The organism is Sulfuriroseicoccus oceanibius (genome assembly GCF_010681825.2).
Classification (GTDB): domain Bacteria; phylum Verrucomicrobiota; class Verrucomicrobiia; order Verrucomicrobiales; family SLCJ01; genus Sulfuriroseicoccus; species Sulfuriroseicoccus oceanibius.
In genome coordinates this window covers 3171211-3191549 of sequence record NZ_CP066776.1, presented here as the reverse complement: position 1 = coordinate 3191549, position 20339 = coordinate 3171211, and the positions used below count along the sequence as shown (strand labels likewise).

Sequence of the window (20339 nt, the reverse complement as noted above, 5' to 3'; positions counted from 1 at the left end):
ACATCCGACTGCTTTTGTGACCCAGCTCAATCATCAACGAGGAATTGTCTACCAACTACGCAGCTATCAAGCGCAGGCGTTGGAGAGGTTTCGCGCGAAGCGGGAGCGGGGCGAGAACCGCTTTCATTTGGTAGCCCCGCCGGGCTCGGGCAAGACGATTGTTGGGATTCAGGCGCTTCTGGAGACTGGCGAACGCGGGGTGGTTTTTTCTCCCAACTCTGCAATTCAAGCGCAGTGGGTGGACCGGTATTATGCGGGCACTGCGGTGCTTCACTCGCAGGCGCAAGTCGATGCCCGGTTTAGCACGGACGCAGATTCGGGCGCGGAGTTCCTGTCACTGACGTATCAGTCCATCGCCTCGAAGCAGCGGCAGAGCGATGATTTGCATGAGAATGCGGAGGCGTTGATTGAGACCGTTGTGTCGAACGGTCATAAAGTGCTGATTCTCGACGAGTGTCACCATTTGACGGGCTTCTGGGGTGAAGTGATTGCGGGTGTTTTGGCGAGGATGCCAGATGCGGTTTGTTTGTTTCTTACAGCAACGCCGCCTCTCGATGCGGATGCGCAGGGGATGAACCGATACCTCCAGCTTGCCGGGCCGGTGGACATGGAAATTCCACTGCCAGCGGTGGTTTTGGAGGGCAATTTGGCGCCGTATCAGGATCTCGTTTATTTCACCAAGCCGGAAGACGGTGAGCTCGCCGGGTTGCTTGAGTCCGAGCAGCAATTGAATGGGCTGGTAGAGCGGCTCGAAGTGCAGGCTGACGGTAGGCGTGCGTTGTCTGGCTGGGTGCGCGACTGCTTGGAGGATTGTCAGCTGCGTGGGAGGACGGTGCCATTTCCTGAGTGGCTTCGCGATGACCCTGACCGGGCGATTGCTTATGTACGTTACCTTGGGTTGCGGAAACTGTCGCCGCCGCTGAGCGTGTTCTGGATCGATGAGATGTCGGCTCCATGTGAGACCGAGGATCTTGCGATTGTGCTTGGCGATTATCACGTGGGGCACCTCAATACGCTCCAGTGTGAAAGTGCGACGGCCCTGGGGGACGAGTTGCGTGAATGCCTCAACCGGCTCGGATATCGATTCTCCGGGGGAGGTTACCACGCAGCCCATACCGGAGCAGCCCGCAACCTCACGTTGTCGAAGAGTAAACTCGATGGACTGCGTGAGATTCTGGTCACCGAGCAGGACCTGCAGTTGGACAAGATTCGCGCGTTGGTTCTTGTCGACTACGAGTTTGGTCCGGCTGGAAGTGGTGGAATCACCGCAGTCGATGTCATGCATCGGTTGACCTCTGATCCGCTGACAGATGAGCTCGATCCGATCATGTTGACGGGTCGGTCGGTGTTAGTCGACGATGATCTGACGCCGACCTTTTTGAAGTTTGCCGAACGTTATCGGGAGCAGAAGAAGTTGAGGTTCGCTCTGGAGAGTCGGGCGGAGGCTGGTTACTGCCGTATTGACGGAAGTGGTCCCGATTGGACCACTCGGACTTATGTCAGTCTGATTTCGGAGATGCTCGAAGCCGGGGTGACGCGCACATTGGTGAGTACTCGTAGCTTGCTGGGCGAAGGCTGGGATTCCCAGTCGCTCAATACGCTGATCGATCTGACGGTGGTCGCAGCCTATGTCTCGGTGAACCAGATTCGTGGGCGCTCGATCCGGAAAGACCCCGAGGTGCTGACCAAATGTGCCAACAACTGGGACATCGTGACCATCGCGCCGGGAGCGAGGGCAGGGCTTTATGATTTTCACCGACTGGAACGAAAGCACGAGCATTTCTACGGTCTCGCCGATGATGGCGTGATCGAAAAGGGGCTTGGGCATGTCCACCCTTTGCTCTCAAAGGGCAATGCGTCTGCCATTGCGAGTGCGTATGAGTCTATCAACGAGGAGATGCTTTTGCGTGCCGGTCGCCGTAACGAAGCGCATGACCAATGGCGAGAGGTCGAGGGAGGTGTGGGCTCGGAGCTCACGAGTTTGGAGATCAAGCCTACAGCGCCGGTGAATCTGCGCATCCCGGTGAAGGATCGCCGTCAGCTGGATTGGCTTCGGGCAGAATTTGTCACCAGTGGAAGGCGGTCGAGGTTCGCCAGCGTGGCGTTGATTGGGATGGCGATCGCGGCAGCGGCGGTTTTCAATGTCGGTGCGAGTGATGCCGTCATTGGGCTGGCTGGACTAACCGCAGGGACAGGGTGGTCTCATTGGGCGCTTCTTCGACGCAAGAGAGACCGTCTCGTGCAGCGCAATGAAGCGGATTCGGTTGAACAGGGGATCCGATGTTTCGGTGATGCGGTACTCTCGGCGATGCGCACATGCTCATTGATCCCTGAGGATAGTCCGGATCCTAAGATTCGCATCACCACACGAGGCAACGGGTATCTGCGTATCTCGCTTGAAGGATGTGATGCCCGGATCTCGGATTGCTTCACCGAGGCGGTCTGGGAGTTGCTCGGGCCCTTTCAGAACCACAAGTACATTATCGAGCGCCACGGGTTTGAGCCGGATTGGAGGCAGCTTACGATGCGGCAGTTGGTCGGCAGGGAAGAGATACAGAGCCGGATTGCGGCGTGTCATCCCGTGCCAAGCATTTTCAGCAAACGCAAAAAGGATGCGTTGGCTTTTCAGTCGAGCTGGCATACGCACGTTGGTCCAGGTGAGCTGCACTACACACGTCACGGTAGCGGCAAAGAGTTTGCAGCCGATTGGTTTCGCAAGGCTCCCGTTCCGGTCCACCGGGAGACCAAGGTTATCTGGGGCTGATGTTGCGCCCCTGGTGACCCGCGGATGTGGATGTGATTCCTGGCAAAGCAAAGTGAAAGGTTCGGGGAAGGGAGGAAGTATTGTCCCGCCATTCCTATGTGGGGCTCCGTGAAGGAACTATGTCTTTGTGCTGGCGGTTCGAGGCGGCCGTATTTCACACGGGGCTCACCTAATCTTGATGGCTATATGATGCAGCATTTACTCACCACACTACTCACGCCCCTGTTGCTAATCTGCTTTGCGTTTGCTGGGCAGGCTGCGGATATCAGCATTCTGCCGCGTCCGGCAAAGGTGGAAAAAGCGGAGGGTACGTTCACTTTGGACCGCTCGACTCAGCTGGTTTCTCCGCACGAGGCGCCGAACCTGGCGAGTTTTCTGCGTCAGCGGATCGGCGGGTCAACGGGCTTCGAGCTTCCGTCCGCTAAGCAGGCTGGCGGCAACATGATCGTGCTTGAGATTGATGAGGGTCTGACCGGGCCGGCGGATAGCTATGAGATGACGGTGACCTCTGAGCAGATTCGCATCGCTGGCAACACGGAAGCTGGTGTGTTTTATGGGATTCAGTCGCTGCTGCAGTTATTGCCGGCGGAAATCTTCAGTGACGAGGAAGTTCAGGCTGATTGGCAGGTGCCTGCGGTGCGGATCTCTGACAGCCCGCGATTTGCGGTGCGGGGGATGATGCTCGACTCCGGGCGGCAGTTCCACACTGTGGAATTCATTAAACAATTCATTGATGAGTTGGCCTCAATGAAGATGAACACATTCCACTGGCATTTGACGGAGCTGGATGGGTGGCGGATCGAAATCAAGAAGTACCCGAAGCTGAGTGAGATCGGAGCGAACCTCAAAGGCCGTGGATTCAAGCAGCAGCAAGGGTTTTATACGCAGGACGAGATCCGTGAGATCGTGCGTTATGCGGCAGAGCGGTACGTGACGATCATTCCTGAGATCGACATTCCCGGGCATGCCTACGCGGCATTGGCATCCTACCCTGAGTTGTTGGCCTGCAACGGCGCGGTGCCTGGAGAGGATGAGGTCAGCTATCCGAACCGGTTCCGGGAAATCATGTGCGCGGGCAAACCGTCCACGTACAAGTTTTGCACGGATGTTCTCACGGAAGTGATGGCGCTCTTTCCTTCACGGCGCATTCACATTGGTGGCGATGAAGCGTTCAAGGGACGGTGGGAAAAATGCGCGGATTGTAATCATGCCCTGAAGCAAGGTGGGCATGGATCATTCCACCATCTGCAGGTGGATCTCTCCAACCGCATCGCCGACTTTTTGGGGCAGTCGAACCGGCAGGCGGTGATTTGGTCCGATGTGTATGAGCCGGAGGGAACCCAATTGCACTCTAACATCGCGGTCTCATGGTGGCGCGCTTTGCAGGCTGGTGACAAAGTTTTCCAGAAAGCGGTTAACAATGGGGTGGAAGTCATCTGCTCGCCGAATACTTACACTTATTTGAACTTTCCGGTGACGCCGTGGCGCGGGTACAAGAGCGATCGGACGTTCGACCTCAAAACGGCGTACGAGGAGAACACGATCGACCCGGCGGTGGCCAAGGTGCCCGCCGATAAGCACGCGTTGGTGCAAGGCGTGATCGGCGCCGTGTGGACCGACGATGGATTGCTGCAGGAGATGGTTTTTCAACGGTTGTATCCCCGCGTGTATGCGATCGCTGAGATTGCTTGGCATGGGGGCGAAAAGGAGCCTTTCGAGAGTTTCCATAGTAAAGTGAAAGCCCAGTACCCCCGCTTGGAACTGCGCGGTATCCAGTACGGTCCGGCGATGAAGGAGTAGGGGTGTCTGCCCGCAGCATTCCTTCTAGCATCTGTGGGATTTGCCGTTATCGTTTGCGCGTGCACCCAGCTTTCTTTCCCATCATTGGTTTTTTGGCCGGATCGATTCCATTCGGCTTTTTCATTGCGAAATCACAAGGCATCGACATCCGTCAGCATGGCTCCGGTAACATTGGGGCGACCAATGTGTTGCGGGTGGTCGGCAAGAAGTTCGGCATCACGTGCTTCATCCTCGATGCGCTGAAGGGCTTGCTGCCGGTGATCCTGGTCCAGCAGTTGCTCGGCGACGTGCCACAGCGCGATGCGTGGATTGTGGGCACCGGATTGGCGACGATTCTCGGCCACAACTACACGCCGTGGCTCGGCTTCAAGGGGGGGAAAGGAATTGCCACCTCTGCTGGCGTGTTGATCGCGCTTTTCCCGATCGCATTGTTGGTCGGTCTGGCGGCGTGGCTGCTTTTTTTCTACACCACACGCTATGTCTCGCTGGCATCGATTGTGGCGGCGTTGGCAATTCCGATCACCGAAGTCGTGCGCAGTGTGATGGCGGGTGAGTGGCGGATTCCGCATCTCGTTTTCTCCGTACTGATCGGCTTCCTGGCCGTGTGGAGGCACCGCTCGAATATCAAAAAACTGATCGCTGGTGAGGAGAATCGATTTGTTCCCAAGTCGAAGCGAGGTGCGTAGAGTCGCGTGAGTTTGATAGGTTGAACCCGAAACGGATCACGGATGATGAAAACAGCAGTACTCGGAGCAGGCTCGTGGGGCACCGCGTTGGCGACGGTTTTGGCGGAGGGCGGCTATGCGCCGTTGTTGTGGTGCCGTTCGGCCGCGGTGGCAGATGAGATCAACGAAAAGCACACGACGAACGACTATCTGCCAGGGGTCGAGTTGCCTGGGAGTTTGCGTGCAACGACTGAGCTGGCGGACCTGCGCGACCGCGATTTGATTTTGGTGGTGACGCCGTCCAAGGCGATTGCCGAGGTGGCTGAAAAACTGGCAGCGGTAGGGATTTGTCCTGACACGGTTTTGCTGGCGTGCACCAAGGGGATCGAGCGCGACACCGGCCGCCGGATGAGCGAAATCCTGCAAGATATTTTCCCGGACAACCCGATTGCCGTGCTTTCGGGGCCTAACCACGCGGAGGAAGTGGCACGCAAGCTGCCGACGGCGACGACGATTGCCGCGAGCGATCACGAGGTGGCCGAGCGGATCCAAGCTGCGTTCACGTTGCCGTGGTTCCGTAGCTACACGACGACCGATGTAGCGGGTGTCGAGCTGGGCGGGGCGATCAAGAATGTGTTTGCGATTGCCGGTGGCATTGTCGAGGGCCTGGGGCTCGGGGACAACGCGAAGGCGGCACTGGTGACTCGTGGATTGACCGAACTGACGCGACTTGGTGTGGCTCTTGGCGGCGATGCGAAGACTTTCCAAGGGCTCTCCGGTGTGGGCGACCTGGTGGTGACCTGTTACTCCGAGTTGTCGCGCAACCATCGCGTCGGCCGTGGGCTGGGCGAGGGCAAGTCACTCGAAGAAATCACTGCCGGAATGGGCCACATGGTGGCCGAGGGCGTGCCGAACACATTGTCGATTTATGAGGCAGCCCGACGATTGGAGGTGGACACACCGATCATCGATCAGGTACACCACGTGCTCTATGAAGGGAAATCGCCGGCGGAAGCTCTGACCGATTTGTTCCTGCGGGAGCCAAAGCCTGAAGTGGATGATCGCTGCGATGGAGCAGCTACTTGATGTGATGAATTTGCAGATGCGCGAGATGAAAACCTGGACGGCGGTGCTTTTGATGGCGCTGGCTTGGGCTGGAAGTTTGATGGCCGACGAGCCGCTGAAACTGGTGCCGGACTCGAGCTTTTCGTTCAAGGCCGGGGATGAGCTGCGCATTGAGGTGTACCAGCGCCGGGGCGGAGAAGTTCGGCAGGTCGAGGCGGGGACGTTTACGCTTTCCGAGGTCGGACATACAAAAATCAAAGGTCAGACGATCAAGCTCAGTGCGCTCAATTTCGAGGATGCGCTGAGTGCGATCGAGAGCGGGATGCGGCGCGAGTCGTATGTGATCGGGCTCGAGTTGAAGGCACAGATTGTGTCGGTGAACGGGGATCCAGTGGTCTACATCGGCGGGCGTGTGAGGCGTCCCGGTCACGTCGTGGTGAGTGGAGCGGTCAGCGTGGCCGATTTGGTCGACGCGGCGGGTGGGCTTGCCTTGGACGGATCCGCCGAGCGCGTGCGGGTGGTGCATCAGGGCGTGACGCAAGTGCATGACGTGCGCGACTCGGAGAAGGCGGGTGAGTTGAAAATCGAGCCGGGCAGTATTTTGTCGGTGGCTCGCAGTTTGGTCAGTGACGACCGTTCGATGCGTGATCGTCTGGACCAACTCAACCACGGCAAGCCACGCCGTGACCGCTTGCGCGACGGACTCTAGGCGTCTTCACCCGAGAGGTTTCGGGTTCCTCCAGCAATGAGGAGGTCGCAAAATCGGGGGGCGATGTGAGTTGTGTTCTGTCGTGGATCGGGCAGGCTGGTAGGTCTGTATGAAGAGACGCATAGCCATCGTGTCGGTCGTTTGGGCGATGACGTGGTTGCTGGTTCCACTGGCAGCCGGTTGGACGGCGCTTTGGCCCAGCGTGGTGGCATTGGTTTCCGTGTTTTTGTTGAACCGATCGATCACGGGGCTGTTGCTCGGAGCGTCCGCCGGGTTGTTGTTGCTGGCCGGGGGGAACCCAATGGTGGCTGTCGTCAGTGGGGTGACGGATCATTTGTGGCCGGCGTTGACGAGCACGTGGAACCTGAGTGTGTTGGCGTTCACTCTGCTGTTGGGTGGGTTCGCAGCGTTGTTGGAGAAGGGTGGTGGGCTCCAGGCCCTGACGACCGGATGGCTGCGGCGGGGCGTGCACGGCGGGCGGCATATTCAGCTCAGTGCTTATCTGCTCGGATTAATCTGCTTCTTCGACGGGCTCGCCAATAGCATGCTGGTGGGAAAGTCGATCTCGCCGATGGCGGAGAAGGTCGGGGTGTCGCGCCAGAAGCTCGCTTACATCGTGGATTCGACGAGCTCGGCCGTGGCTTGTGTGGCGGTGATATCGACGTGGATCGCCTACCAGCTTTCGATGATCCGCGAGGGGCTGGTGCAAGCGGATGTCGAGGGCAATGCGTTCGCCCTCTTTCTGCGATCGATTCCCTTCAACTTCTATTGCTGGTTCACGTTGATCCTGCTGATGGTGGTGATTTTGCGTGGGTGGGACATAGGGCCGATGAAGAAGTTCGAGAATGCGGAGCGTCCATCGGATAGGGCGTTGGACGGAGGATCCGTGGAGCGTTCGAGTTTGCCCGCTGTGGTGCCGATTGGCTTCTTGATTATCGGGTTGTTGGTGGGGCTTTATCTAGACGGGGCGGAGGGGGCGATGGCTCCTTTCACTTTGGAGAAGGTGTCGGCCGCGTTTGGAAATGCGAATGCGGCGTTGGTTTTAGTGGTGGTGAGTTTGTTGGCGTGCGTGCTGGGATTTGGGATGAATTTCGGACCGATCCGCGACCAAGGCGGCAATGCTGGCGCGGTTTTCCTATCGGGTGTGCGCAATCTGTTGCGGCCGGTTTTGATTTTGGTTTCGGCTTGGTTGTTGAGCAGCACACTCAAGGGATTGGAAGCGACTGATGTATTGAGTGGAATGCTTCAGAGCCGGCTGAACGGCGAGCTTTTCCCTCTGCTTGTTTTTGTGGTGGGCGCGTTGATCTCGTTCAGCACCGGGACGTCTTGGGGGACGATGGGAATTCTGATGCCGCTGGCGCTGCCGGTCGCGTTGGGCTACAGCGGAGGCGAGCTGACGGGAGTGATCCACGCAACGATTGCCGCGGTTTTCAGTGGCGCCGTGTTTGGGGACCACTGTTCGCCCTTCAGTGATACGACGATTGTGTCGTCGGTGTCGTGCGGAGTGGAGCCGATGGACCATGTTCGCACGCAGCTGCCGTATGCGATGATTGCGGCGATCTTTGCTGTGGCCGTTGGGTTCCTGCCCGCTGGCTTTGGTTGGAGCCCGTATGCGGCGTTGGGCGTCGGGGCGGCTGGGCTGGTGGCGTTGCCTGTAGTTTTTGGTGGGAGGAGGACGGTAGGATGAGACGCGATGTGGAAGCCATTGCACGCAACAACACGCGGAGGTTCATTTTGTTCCGTGTGTTGTTCAACGCGCGTTTTTACTATCCTGTATTCGCCATCATCTTCCTGGATTTTGGCATCACGCTGGGGCAGTTCGCGCTGCTCAATGCCATCTGGGCAGCGACGATCATCTTGGCGGAAGTGCCATCGGGCGCGTTGTCCGACCTGCTTGGGAGGAAAAAGTTACTGGTGATGACGTCGTCGCTGATGGTGATGGAAATGGCGGTGTGGGCGTTTGCTCCGCGAGGCAACCCATCGGTGTTGTTTTGGTTCTTGGCGGTCAACCGCTTCCTGAGTGGGCTGGGTGAGGCGTCGGCGAGTGGATCCGACGAGGCGTTGGCCTACGAGAGTCTGGAGGACGCGGGGCGAGAGGACGAGTGGTCGAACGTACTGGAGAGAACAACGAAGTACCAATCGGTGGCATTTATGGTGGCAATGGTGACGGGAGGCTTGGTGTATGACCCTGGGTTGGTTTCGTCGGTGGCGGGGTGGTTCGGATTGGAGTGGGAGGTGACAAAAGACATCACCCTGCGGCTACCGCTTTTCCTCACCTTGGCGACGGGTGTGCTGTGTTGGATCAACTGCCTGGGGTTTGTGGATTCCGGCGATCATGACGAGCGGGCCGTGCCATCGGTGGGGGATGCGTTTCGGCAGACCTTTGGTGCGGGCAAGTGGATCTTGCGCACGCCGTTCGCGCTGGCTGTGATTGTGACCGGAGCGTTTGCCGACAGCGTGGTCCGTATGTTTGTGACTCTGGGAGCGGAGTACTACCGCTTGATCCAGTATCCAGAGTTCGCTTTGGGGCTGATCGGTGCGGGGATGGCGTTGCTGAACCTGGTGGTCGCTCCGATGGCGCGCAGGATGGTGGACCAACGGAGCCCGGGATATGTGTTTGCAGTGGTCAGCGTGCTTGGCGCGGCGGGCTTTTTCGGGGTTTCTTGGTTTGTGCCCTATGTGGGGTTGGTGTTCATGGTTCCGCTCTTTGCGGCGTTCACGATCATCTCGTTTTCGTTGTCGTTTTATCTCAACCGGGTGACTGAAAAGAAGATGCGGGCGACGGTGCTCAGCTTCAAAGGCATGGCGCTGAACCTGGGGTATGGACTGGCGGGTGTGCTGTATGCCGCGCTGCTGAGGTATCTGTCGTCGTCCCGTGGAATCGCGGCAGAGTCCGACGAATTGTTCATGGTGAGTACAGGCTGGTTTGGCCCGTGTTTTGTCGCGGGTGTGGTGATGTTGGTAGTGGGGATTCGGGTGTGCGGAGGGAGGGGTCGATGAGAGGTTGCTCGGGGAAATCCGGCTCCAGGTAGGGCTGAGTTTGAGTTTGAGGGGAACGGATCTATCTTGCCGCTGCGATGATGAAGATTGGCCGAATCCTTTCCCTGATGCTGTTTGTGCCGCTGGCGGCGATTGCCGAGGCGGAGCAAAAGAAGCCTAACATTCTATTCATTTTCTCGGATGATCACGCGACGGCGGCGATTGGCGCCTACGGCTCGAAGATCAACGAAACACCCAATATCGACCGGCTGGCGGATGAGGGCGCTCTTTTTGAGAACTGCCATGTGACCAATGCGATTTGTGGTCCCAGCCGCGCGTGCATCCTGACGGGCTTGCATTCCCACAAAAACGGGAAGAAGACCAATCAACACCGCTTCGAGGTGCAGCCTACGTTTGCCAAGGCGCTGCGTGAACAGGCTGGCTATAAAACCGCGATCATCGGGAAGTGGCACTTGGGTGACGGCATCAATCTGACCGATCTCGGCTTCGACCACTGGATGGTCTACACCGGTCAGGGCCAGTACTACAAAGCGCGTTACCGTCACGCGGACCCGCAGGACCCGAAGCGCAGCAAGATTACTGAGTTCGATGGAGCCTATGCGCCGGAGAAGACGACAGATCTGGCAATCGAGTGGATGCGGGAGAACCGTGACGGGCCGTTTTTGATGATGTGTCAGTTCAAGGCGCCACATCGTCACTGGGGGGCTGGGCCGAAGTATCATTCGCTCTACGAGAATGTCACCATCCCCGAGCCGCCGACGCTTTTCGACGACTACTCCCTGGGGAACCGGAACTCAGCGATGAAGCGCAACCGAATGAGCATCGCCCGCCACTTGAACCACGGCGACTTGAAGTTATCCGAACCTCCATATGAGTGGAACCGAATGAATGCGGCGCAGCAGGAGGATTGGCTGGCGGCGTATGGTCCAAGAAACCAGAAGTTCTTTGAGGCCAAGCTGGAAGGTAAGGAGTTGGTTTCGTGGAAATATCAACGCTACATCAAGGACTACCTCCGCTGCGTGGCGGCGGTGGATGACAGCATCGGGCGCCTGGATCAGTTCCTCAAGGAGGCTGGGTTGTATGAGAACACGGTGGTGGTTTACAGCTCGGACCAAGGGTTCTTCCTTGGTGAGCACGGATGGTACGACAAGCGCTGGATGTACGAGGAGTGTTTGCGGATGCCGCTGATCATCCGTTGGCCGGAGGCCTTCAAGGGCGAGCGCTCCATTGAGGCGCTGGTGCAGAATACGGATTTTGGTCCGACCTTCCTTGAGATGGCCGGTCTGAAGAAGCTCGACGGAATGCAGGGCGACAGCTTTTTGCCGGTCCTACAAGGGAAAGCGGACAAGCTGCGTGACGTCTCGTATTACCACTACTACGAAAGCCCGTCCGAGCACGGTGTGCCGGCGCATTTTGGGATCCGCACCGCCAGCATGAAGCTGATCCGCTACTATGCGTTCGGCGACGAGAAAATGGACGAGTGGGAGCTGTTCGATCTGGAGAAGGACCCGCAGGAGCTGACGAATGTTTTTGAGGATCCCCGATACGCTCAGGTTCGCGATGCAATGATTGCCAAGCTCAAGGCAGAGCGCGAGCGGCTGGATGTGAACATCGGCGACATGGGGGAGTGGGAGTAGTCGGCGGATTAACCGCACCGATTCCAGGTAAGCCGCACCTTCGGCGCGCTTTTTTTGGAGCGACTGCACCAGCGGATAGATCCGCAGGCTAACCGGTAACTTATCGCTGCGCGATGGAGGGCGCTTCGATTGGTCGCAAGTTGCGGTGTCTCGACGTGTTGCCGGCGGCCGTCGGGGAGACATTGCGTTTTGGCGGAGCGTTACGCTCGGCCGGGGATGGGGAGGCACGTCAACCTGGGGTGGCGCTCGCCGGAGGCTCGCTGACCCCAGGCTGTTATGAGATTCGCTTTCAGCGAGAGATTTGCGGAGTCGTCGGCAACGTCGAGGAGGAAACGGTTTATGCGTGTTGTTTTGCTGTTACCGCAAACGGCACGGTCGGCGCGTGGGGAGGAACATCCACACCAGCGGATGAATCCGCGGCTAGCCGGCAAGCCAGCGCTTCGTGATGGGGCGCTCCTGAATAGTGCCAACCTGTGGTGTGTCGGCGAGGCCGTCGCGAAGCGACAGGTTACCGGTTAGCCGGAGGTTTCAACCTCCGGAGCAGCGTAGGAGAATGATGCGTCCCGAAGGGACGGGTTATCGGAGTCGGGCCAAAACCTCAGCAAACCGCACGGTCGGGGAAGGGGGCGCGTCATCCTGGGGTGGCGCTCGCCGGAGGCTCGCTGACCCCAGGCTGTTATGAGATTCGCTTTCAGCGAGAGATTTGCGGAGCCGTGGGCAACGTCGAGGAGGAAACGGTTTATGCGTGTTGTTTTGCTGTCACCGCAAACGGCACGGTCGGCGCGTGGGGAGGAACATCCACACCAGCGGATGAATCCGCGGCTAGCCGGCAAGCCAGCGCTTCGCGATGGGGCGATCCTGAATAGTGCCAACCTGTGGTGTGTCGGCGAGGGCGTCGCGAAGCGACAGGTTACCGGTTAGCCGGAGGTTTCAACCTCCGGAGCAGCGTAGGATAATGATGCGTCCCGAAGGGACGGGTTATCGGAGTCGGGCCAAAACCTCAGCAAACCGCACGGTCGGGGAAGGGGGCGCGTCAACCTGGGGTGGCGCTCGCCGGGGGCTCGCTGCCCCCAGGCTGTTATGAGATTCGCTTTCAGCGAGAGATTTGCGGAGTCGTCGGCAACGTCGTGGAGGAAACGGTTTATGCGTGTTGTTTTGCTGTTACCGCAAACGGCACGCTGCGCGTGGGGAGGAACATCCACACCAGCGGATGAATCCGCGGCTACCCGGCAAGCCAGCGCTTCGTGATGGGACTCTCCTGAATAGTGCCAACCTGTGGTGTGTCGGCGAGGGCGTCGCGAAGCGACAGGTTACCGGTTAGCCGGAGGTTTCAACCTCCGGAGCAGCGTAGGAGAATGATGCGTCCCGAAGGGACGGATTATCGGAAGTTGTATCCAGCTAAAGTAAGCCGCACCTTAAGTGCGCGTTTTTTGGATCGAGCGGACCAGCGGATGGATCTGCTGGCTAACCGGTAAGTCACCGCTTCGCGATGGAGGATGGGCTGAGTTTTGCCGACTCCCGGTCGTCAAGCCGGGGCCGGCACGCGTTGGCGGTGGCTGCACGGTCGGTGGCGCAAGTTACCGATGCGTTGGCGGTGGGAGGTCTTTGCGGGTGTTGATGGTGGCGAGCATGCCGACCGGGGTGCGGTTGGGCTGGCGGTGCATGTTGGGTTTCAGGTGGTTGATGTGGTGGTGGCCGAGGGCCAGCCATTCGACGTGGGTGATTTGGCGGGACGCGGTGGTTACCGTGATTGTGCCTAGCATCGAGCCTTGGTAGTTCCCCTGGTTCCATTTGCTGTTGGCCTTGGCCTTCCATTTTCCACGGACGGTGAGGGTGGTTTCAGTTGGCGATTGGCTGGTGACGGTGGTGGTGAGCGATGCCTGCTGGAAGTGTTCGGGCCACCAAGGATCGCAGCCGATAGTGAGGTGGTTGTGGAGGAGGAAGCGCTGGGCCAATGCTGCGGGAGCTTGATGCGTGGCGCCCATGTCCAGTTCGGCTGGAAGTAGTGCCCGCTGCTCCTCGCGGGTCAGGATCATGCGGTCGGTTTTGAGAAACTTCGGGTGGCGGATGTCGAACAAATCCGCTTCCGGATAGGGCATCGAGCGGGTGGCGATTGCCAGATCCAGCGCACCGTCGGGGACCTCGAAGTGGGGCTTGGTTTGCGGCATCGCGTCGCTACGGGTGAATGGCTGCTGCAGCGTGCGTTCGGCGGTCGGGAGTTGCTCGAACGCAGTCACGCCCCGGCGTAGGTTTTGTAAACAAAGCGCGGGGTCATAGTGAGGCCAGCCGGAGTCCACCTTCTGGAGGAACTTACCCGATGACGTGACGAGGTAGATGCCTTGGTGGATTCCGTGGGGTGCACCGGCAAGCGCACGTTGGAGCCAGCGGAACTCACGGGAGTTCTTGTGTTCGGCTGGTGCGTGCGAGTAGGCGACGTCGTCTCCCGCGAAGGGAACGCAGTGCTCTTGCACGAAAGAGATGAACTTAGGATCGTTTCCGACGAACTGTCGGGTTTTGACTCCGTTTTGTCAGCAGTTGCCCGTGGGGTTGCCAAAGTAGAGCCAGAGCAGGATCGGCTTGTCCTGGCTGGAGGCTGCGTTGATGGCATCGGGGAGTGAGGATTTCCAATCGACGCTGGTGAATGCGAAGTCGCGGTCGGTCGGAGCGACGTGGGCTTTTACCGAGTCGTAGTTTTCCTGTGTGAGGGTGGCAGGAGTGGTGGCACTTGCTGTGGGGATGGCCAATGCGGCGGCCAATGCGATCAGGGGCAGGGGGGATTTCATGTCAGAGGAGGATGGAGTGGGGACGGGCGTGCGCTCAAGCGGATTCCGATGCCGTGTACGATGGGGGGAACGTTTGTGGAGTCTGCGGGGATTCGCCAATGTTCAGAGTGCAGGACATTGGCGGTAGCGGGAAGTCTGCTGCTTGAGAGAAAAAGGATTGCCAGTGGGGGGCGGCTGCGTGTTCAGTTGCGCGGTGATGTTTGGCGTCTGCACAGACGTGGGCTTCCGTCGATGATCGGTGGCCTCGATGAGTTAATGACGGCATTTCATTGCTCACAAACGATTGCAGATCTTCCCAAATTTATGAACACCCCGCCTATTCCGTCTCACGCCGCTCAAGGATCCGACACCGCCGTGCTCGATCCGATTCCAAGCTCGCCACCAGCCAATCCATATACGTCGCACGGTACGCCTCAGGGTGGAGCGGCCGCACCAGCCGGTGCGTTCGGCGGTCAGAATTATTTGATCCGACGCAAGGTCTTCAAGATCTTCGGCGCTGCGTTCCACATCTATGATGCACACGGGCAGTTGGCATTCTATTCGAAGCAGAAGGCATTCAAGCTGAAAGAAGATCTGCGGATTTACACAGACGAGCAGATGACCACCGAGGTGCTGACGATCAAGGCGCGCAACGTGATCGATTTTGGCGCGACCTACGACGTGGTCGACCCTCAGAGCCAACAGATGGTGGGCTCGCTGCGCCGTAGGGGAATGAAGTCCATTCTGCGCGATGAGTGGCTGATCCTCGATGCAAACGAACGTGAGATCGGTAGCATCAAAGAGGACTCTGTTGCATTGGCTTTGGTGCGCCGGTTCCTCACCAATCTGGTGCCACAGGCATTCAGTGGCACAGTGGGCGGGCACGCGGTTTGCCGGTTCAGTCAGAACTTCAACCCATTCGTGAGCAAGATTCAGCTCGACTACTCGATGGATAGTCAGGACTTGCTCGACCGCAGGCTCGGGATTGCCGCCGCCGTACTACTGGGCGCGATCGAAGGACGCCAGAACTAGGCGATTATGTGCGATTGATTATTTCCGCGAGTCATAGAGATAGGGCTCGCGGTCCACGAGGCGGGGCGCTGCGCAATGCACGCTCCGCCTCGTTTGTTTTTCCACTTTCGTGGGTAGATGGTTCGGCTTACCTGTCGTGCCTATGTCGGAGATGCCCAATTCATCCTCATCCAGATTGCGCCCGCTGCTGTGGGGGATGGTTACCCTGCTTGTGCTGTGCTTTCTTGTGCGCAATGTGCCGTGGCATCTTGACGATTACGACCAGGCCAAGCAGGCGTACACGTCGTACGAGATGGTGCATCTCGACCATTGGTTCTTTCAGCACACACCGGTGGGGAAAGTGGCGACCAAGCCTCCGTTGGTCGGGTGGGTTTCCGCGGCGATCCACGGGGTGACCGGGAGCTGGGACGTGGCGTGGCGTCTGCCGTCTCTGGTGGCGGCTCTTGTGATGCTGGGCATGGTGGTGATCGAGGGCCGGCGTGTTTGGGGGGCGATGGGCGCGGTTTTGGCGACGGCGTTCTTCGGAATGAATATTCTGGCGGTGCGCTTGGCGACCTTGGTGCGCACAGACATGGTGCTGGCCCTTTGGATCTTTCTTGTCGGGTGGGTCATCTTCGACCACCTGCGGAGCGGGAATCCGTGGACGGCTCGTCAGCGTTGGTTGTTCTTGTTCGCCATGTTGGCGAGCATGCTGACGAAGGGGCCGATCCTCTTTGCCTTTATTGTTCCCGGCTTGGTGGCCTTTTGGTGGCTGACCAGGAAGCAGGAATCCCGTCCGACGACTAATCCCGGTTGGCTGCTGTGGTTGCTTCCGTTGGGCGTATTCCTTGCTTGGGCGATCTGGGGCGCGGTGACGAACGAGGCGTTCTATCAAGAAGTGGTGTGGAAAGAATTCCTCGGGCGTTTTGGCACCACCGAGAGTGGCAGTGGCGAGGTCTATCACAAGAGCCAACCGGTTTATTACTATTTGAAAGTGATCGGGCTCACGGCTCCGTGGTCGCTGATGTTGATCGGATTGCTTTGCACCAAGCGGGTGCGGGGCTGGCTCCGTGATCGTCCGGAAGTGCTGTGGTTGCTGTGCTGGGGCATCGGAGGATTTGTGCTCATGTCGTTGATCCCGTCGAAGCGTACCGACCGGATCTTTCCCGTGATCCCACCACTGGCGATCGCATTGCCGTATCTCGCTGCCGCGGCGGCGGGGGCGTCGGGTTGGTGGCAGCGCTGGCACCAGCGGTTGATCGTGGTTTCCTCTGTGGTGGTGACGCTGGCGATCACGGGCTACACCGCGGCCCAAGTGAAATTTGGCATCGATACCAATCAGCGCGTGCTGGTGGATTTCGGGGCGCAAGCTCGTGAGATCGCCGGTCCCGATGGGGTGTTGTTGATTGTAGAAGACAACGATGAAGCCATCCCGATGTACGCCGGTGAGACCGAGTTCACCCCGCGCAATGCAGCGCGCAAAGCGTGGAAACGCGGCGAGGTGGATGTGCTCATCCTGCCGCACAAAGAGTGGACCAAGAACGCCGACCGCTATTCCGGGGCGGAGCTCGTCACCGACACGGGCGAGGCCATCGGCAAAAACGGCCGCCACGTCCTGATCAGGCGGGCGGAGTGAATGGAGGGTGGTTTCTGCATCCGCGCCGCTCACATGTCATCAAATGGTGTGGCGGGTGCTGGGATGATTTCGTGGGTGTCGACGACGACGAATGCGGCCCAGCGGCCGGGTTGGGTTTGTTCGAAATCGAGGGTGCCTTGGACGCGGATCCACGTGGCTTCCTGGGCTTGGGTGGCGGTGGTAATGGTTTCCACTAGATCTTCGGGGATGCCGGTGTCGAAGCGGGCGTCGACACCGACAGCGCGGGCATCGGCGGCGCAGCACATGACCATCAGGTCGTAGAGACGCAGGGAATTAGTGGCCCCCGGGCGAACGGTGGCCATCGCGTCGAGTTCGATCATGGTGCCTTGGAGTAGGTTGCGGTCTTCTTCGTAGAGTGCGGTGAAGAAGACCTGGTCGAGAGCGAGCTGATAATAGCCGTCTGGGGATTGTTGGGCGTACTCGAGCAAGGCGGTGGCATTCATGATAGCCGCCCCGGATGCGAGGGAGGCTGGGTCGTCGAAGAGTCCCTTCCGCGCGGCGGCCGATGTGCTGTATTTGTGGGTGGTGAAGGCGAGGCCGGCGAAGATGGGAACCATGGCGACGAGCCATACGACCCACGCCGCGGGGCCGGCCAAGCCACCACGAGCTTCGCTAACTGTGGACTCACCGGAGACGCGGGCTTTGGCAAACCAGGCGTGGAAGGCGGCGACTACCAAGAGCCCGACGCCTCCCCACAGCATGTACGGGCGGAAGTCTTCGCGCAGGTAGTGAACGACGAGCGCGCTGGCATGGTACCAAAGCAAAATTCCACCGAGTACGGCCATCACCGCGGACTCCGAAAGGCGGCGAATCACAGCCCCGCGCGTGGCCTCGGGAGATGGAGTGGTCGGGGTCATTGTTTGAGCGACATGTAGAAGTCCCAGGTCCAGCCGTGCCAGTTCCACGTCAGGGCCCAGATGACGAGGAAAAGCACGACACCGAGTGCGGCGACAAACCAGCCGCGGAAGATGGTCAGGTAGAGGAAGACGAGTTTGATGTCCATCATTGGCCCGAACACGAGGAAGCCGAGCTTTGGCCCGTAGGCAAAGTTGTACTGGGCGATGATCAACGCGTCGGTGGTGCTACAGAGCGACGAGACAAAGGCGAAGACGAGCAGGACCGGGGTGGCGAGCCCTGGTTCGCTGGCAAGTTTTTCAAGCCCTTGGCTGAGCGGAGATTCCTTCATCACGGCGGTGAGCAGCACGCCGATGCTGAAGAAGAGGAAGGTCTCGAGGAAGTCGCGGATCGACGCGCGCATTGCGCTGATGAGTTTGCCGCCGTCGCGCGGGCCGACGGTTGGACCCGAAATCTGGTTTTGCTCATCGTTGGATCCCGCGCCGCCGAACCATCCTTTGGCCGAGGAGGTAAAGACATCTGCCACCAGACGCGGGCGCAGGAAATGTTGCGGGCGCAGCGCCAGCAATGCCCAGCCGACCATGACGCTGACACCGAAGGTCAGGATAAATCGCGAGCTGACCATGAACCATGGGTCGGGGCGGATGAACGCTTTGTATGTGTTGAAAAGCGACACCGGATTGATCGCCGGTGCGGCAAGCATGTAGACCACCGCACACGAGACCGGTAAGCCCTTTTGAATCAGGCGCCGCATCACGGGGACGGTGGTGCACTCACAGACAGGAACGAGCAGGCCGAGGACGCCGCTGAAGAGAACGGCCAGGAATGGGTTCTTCGGCAGCAGTCGCTCGATCGTGCGGCCGGGGAGGTAGATGTCGATGAAGCCGGAAATGATCGTGCCGAGCAAGATGAAGGGGACCCCTTCGAACATGATGCTCAAATAGGTGAGAGCCAGGTCTCCTTTCAACGCGTCGGTCATCGCAGGTTAGGAAAGCGGAGAATGCCGGAGGGATCAACGGAGAATCGAATCTGGCCGTGGATTCGTGTGGTGTAGGAATGGCTGGACGCTCCGAGCGGGGGAATTGGGATGTTCTTCCGAGGTGTCTTCGGAAGCCGCAATGCGTTGATGCCCAGTTGTTCGTGGTGGATATTTGTTTGATGTGTAATTGTGCGGATTTTCTAAACCGCTTTACGAAATAGGTCGTATGCTTTAGAGACAGCCCGTGGGGTGGGCACCGCTTGATGCGGTGTTGATCCACAACAAACCAAACCATATTCAACCTAATCCTAATTATGGCTCACGAACTACCAGAACTTGGATACGCATACGACGCTCTTGAACCGCACATCGACGCGCGGACCATGGAGATCCACCACTCGAAGCACCACAATGCTTACGTGACCAACCTCAACAACGCGATCGCTGGCAATGCCGAGCTCGAGGCAATGTCGATCTGCGAACTCGTTCGCTCGCTCGACAAAGTGCCTGCGGACATCCGCGGAGCAGTGCGCAACAACGGTGGTGGTCACTTCAACCACACGCTTTTCTGGAAGTACATCTCGCCAGGTGGTGCATCGGCTCCGTCCGGTGACCTCGCTGCTGCGATCGACGAAGCTTTTGGCTCGTTCGACGAGTTCAAGGCTGAGTTCGCCAAGGCGGGTGCCACACGTTTCGGCTCCGGCTGGGCATGGCTCGTGGTGAAGAAGGATGGCAAGCTCGGTGTGATGAGCACGCCAAACCAGGACAACCCAATCATGGGTGAAGCTGCTGACACCTGCGGCTGCAGCCCGATCCTCGGCCTCGACGTCTGGGAGCACGCATACTACCTCAACTACCAGAACCGTCGCCCAGATTACATCGGTGCATTCTGGAACGTGGTGAACTGGGACGTGGTCGCTGAGAACTACGCAAAGTTTGCCGGAGCATGCGACGACGATTCCTGCGGTTGCAACTAATCGCGATCGTTAGATCCAATTACAAAGAACGCGCGGTGGGCTCATTGCCCGCCGCGCGTTTTTTTCATCGATGCGTGGTGGATCTGTGACGAAGGTTTTTCCACCGGCCATCGGGTAAGGTTGCGGGCTTCGGCGGTACCGCACGCTCGGCCGGTTGGTGGGGCGGCGGGATCTCCCAGGGTGTGGTCGCCGGAGGCTCCCGTCACCCTGGGCTGGTTTGCGTTTCCCCTGCGGGGAAGAAGACGGTTTTGTGCGTTGGCGGAAGATGTGAGGAGGCTCTCTCTGGGAGAACGACGGATCTCCTTGTTCGTGTCCTTATCGATAGCGATTCCGATAGCGATTCCGTGTGCTGCCCTAAACGGTGAGAACATCATGCGGCGGACCCTCAGGTGGAGGGATCCTCACATGCAGGCTTGTGGTAAACCGTCCCTTCGGGACGAGATGAGTGATGTCGCACG

At 58.9% G+C, this 20339-nt stretch carries 15 protein-coding genes; 11 read left to right on the top strand and 4 right to left on the bottom strand.

Annotation, left to right across the window (positions count from 1 at the left end):
* Nucleotides 1-16: 16 nt before the first annotated feature.
* From G3M56_RS12900 to G3M56_RS12865, 8 genes are all read left to right on the top strand, one after another.
* Nucleotides 17-2764 carry a DEAD/DEAH box helicase family protein gene (locus G3M56_RS12900; protein WP_164365171.1) on the top strand — a complete coding sequence of 916 codons (2748 nt, stop codon included), beginning with the start codon at nt 17-19 and terminating at the stop codon, nt 2762-2764.
* A 186-nt stretch (nt 2765-2950) separates the two neighbouring features.
* Complete coding sequence (locus G3M56_RS12895) at nt 2951-4564, top strand: beta-N-acetylhexosaminidase (RefSeq protein WP_164365170.1); 1614 nt, start codon at nt 2951-2953, stop codon at nt 4562-4564.
* 59 nt (nt 4565-4623) lie between these two features.
* The gene (gene plsY / locus G3M56_RS12890) at nt 4624-5250 is read left to right on the top strand and encodes a glycerol-3-phosphate 1-O-acyltransferase PlsY (RefSeq protein ID WP_164365169.1); all 627 of its coding nucleotides are present in this window, start codon (nt 4624-4626) and stop codon (nt 5248-5250) included.
* A 42-nt stretch (nt 5251-5292) separates the two neighbouring features.
* Entirely contained in the window at nt 5293-6315 is a 1023-nt protein-coding gene (locus tag G3M56_RS12885) for an NAD(P)H-dependent glycerol-3-phosphate dehydrogenase (RefSeq protein WP_164365168.1), read from the top strand.
* Nucleotides 6299-7003: an SLBB domain-containing protein gene (locus G3M56_RS12880; RefSeq protein ID WP_164365167.1), complete on the top strand. Its 705-nt coding sequence runs from the start codon at nt 6299-6301 to the stop codon at nt 7001-7003. The genes G3M56_RS12885 and G3M56_RS12880 overlap by 17 nt, the downstream gene beginning before the upstream one ends.
* Before the next feature lie 109 nt (nt 7004-7112).
* The gene (locus G3M56_RS12875; RefSeq protein ID WP_164365166.1) at nt 7113-8690 is read left to right on the top strand and encodes a Na+/H+ antiporter NhaC family protein; all 1578 of its coding nucleotides are present in this window, start codon (nt 7113-7115) and stop codon (nt 8688-8690) included.
* An 8-nt stretch (nt 8691-8698) separates the two neighbouring features.
* Nucleotides 8699-10003 (top strand): MFS transporter, encoded by a 1305-nt coding sequence (locus G3M56_RS12870; RefSeq protein WP_164365165.1) that lies wholly within the window; start codon nt 8699-8701, stop codon nt 10001-10003.
* A gap of 77 nt (nt 10004-10080) precedes the next feature.
* On the top strand, nt 10081-11640 hold the full coding sequence (locus tag G3M56_RS12865) for a sulfatase family protein (RefSeq protein ID WP_235203451.1): 1560 nt from the start codon (nt 10081-10083) through the stop codon (nt 11638-11640).
* Between the two features lie 1577 nt (nt 11641-13217).
* Here G3M56_RS12865 and G3M56_RS12860 read toward each other — a convergent pair.
* A complete protein-coding gene (locus G3M56_RS12860; RefSeq protein ID WP_164365163.1) occupies nt 13218-14111 on the bottom strand; it encodes a hypothetical protein in 894 nt (297 codons plus the stop codon).
* A 57-nt stretch (nt 14112-14168) separates the two neighbouring features.
* Entirely contained in the window at nt 14169-14423 is a 255-nt protein-coding gene (locus G3M56_RS12855) for a hypothetical protein (RefSeq protein WP_164365162.1), read from the bottom strand.
* A 303-nt stretch (nt 14424-14726) separates the two neighbouring features.
* Here G3M56_RS12855 and G3M56_RS12850 point away from each other — a divergent pair, with 303 nt between their 5' ends.
* Complete coding sequence (locus G3M56_RS12850) at nt 14727-15434, top strand: LURP-one-related family protein (protein WP_235203450.1); 708 nt, start codon at nt 14727-14729, stop codon at nt 15432-15434.
* A 196-nt stretch (nt 15435-15630) separates the two neighbouring features.
* Nucleotides 15631-17049, top strand: coding sequence for an ArnT family glycosyltransferase (locus G3M56_RS12845; protein WP_164365161.1), 1419 nt, complete (start codon nt 15631-15633; stop codon nt 17047-17049).
* 29 nt (nt 17050-17078) lie between these two features.
* Here G3M56_RS12845 and G3M56_RS12840 read toward each other — a convergent pair whose 3' ends face one another.
* Both G3M56_RS12840 and G3M56_RS12835 read right to left on the bottom strand, forming a co-directional pair.
* On the bottom strand, nt 17079-17927 hold the full coding sequence (locus G3M56_RS12840; protein WP_164365160.1) for a hypothetical protein: 849 nt from the start codon (nt 17925-17927) through the stop codon (nt 17079-17081).
* Nucleotides 17924-18904, bottom strand: a complete 981-nt coding sequence (locus tag G3M56_RS12835) for a permease (RefSeq protein ID WP_164365159.1) — start codon at nt 18902-18904, stop codon at nt 17924-17926. Before G3M56_RS12835 ends, G3M56_RS12840 begins: the two co-directional genes overlap by 4 nt.
* 314 nt (nt 18905-19218) lie before the next feature.
* On the opposite strand from G3M56_RS12835, the gene G3M56_RS12830 reads away from it, so the two are divergent.
* Nucleotides 19219-19881 carry a superoxide dismutase gene (locus G3M56_RS12830; RefSeq protein ID WP_164365158.1) on the top strand — a complete coding sequence of 221 codons (663 nt, stop codon included), beginning with the start codon at nt 19219-19221 and terminating at the stop codon, nt 19879-19881.
* Nucleotides 19882-20339: the final 458 nt, after the last annotated feature.

What these genes read in the sequence shown, in the direction of transcription:
- G3M56_RS12850 (WP_235203450.1), top strand. Translation starts at nt 14,727, where the DNA reads ATGAACACCCCGCCTATTCCGTCTCACGCCGCTCAAGGATCCGACACC.
- G3M56_RS12865 (WP_235203451.1), top strand. Translation starts at nt 10,081, where the DNA reads ATGATGAAGATTGGCCGAATCCTTTCCCTGATGCTGTTTGTGCCGCTG.
- G3M56_RS12835 (WP_164365159.1), bottom strand. Translation starts at nt 18,904, where the DNA reads ATGACCGACGCGTTGAAAGGAGACCTGGCTCTCACCTATTTGAGCATC.
- G3M56_RS12875 (WP_164365166.1), top strand. Translation starts at nt 7,113, where the DNA reads ATGAAGAGACGCATAGCCATCGTGTCGGTCGTTTGGGCGATGACGTGG.
- G3M56_RS12845 (WP_164365161.1), top strand. Translation starts at nt 15,631, where the DNA reads ATGGTTACCCTGCTTGTGCTGTGCTTTCTTGTGCGCAATGTGCCGTGG.
- G3M56_RS12880 (WP_164365167.1), top strand. Translation starts at nt 6,299, where the DNA reads ATGGAGCAGCTACTTGATGTGATGAATTTGCAGATGCGCGAGATGAAA.
- G3M56_RS12855 (WP_164365162.1), bottom strand. Translation starts at nt 14,423, where the DNA reads ATGAAATCCCCCCTGCCCCTGATCGCATTGGCCGCCGCATTGGCCATC.
- G3M56_RS12885 (WP_164365168.1), top strand. Translation starts at nt 5,293, where the DNA reads ATGATGAAAACAGCAGTACTCGGAGCAGGCTCGTGGGGCACCGCGTTG.
- G3M56_RS12895 (WP_164365170.1), top strand. Translation starts at nt 2,951, where the DNA reads ATGATGCAGCATTTACTCACCACACTACTCACGCCCCTGTTGCTAATC.
- G3M56_RS12840 (WP_164365160.1), bottom strand. Translation starts at nt 17,927, where the DNA reads ATGACCCCGACCACTCCATCTCCCGAGGCCACGCGCGGGGCTGTGATT.
- G3M56_RS12830 (WP_164365158.1), top strand. Translation starts at nt 19,219, where the DNA reads ATGGCTCACGAACTACCAGAACTTGGATACGCATACGACGCTCTTGAA.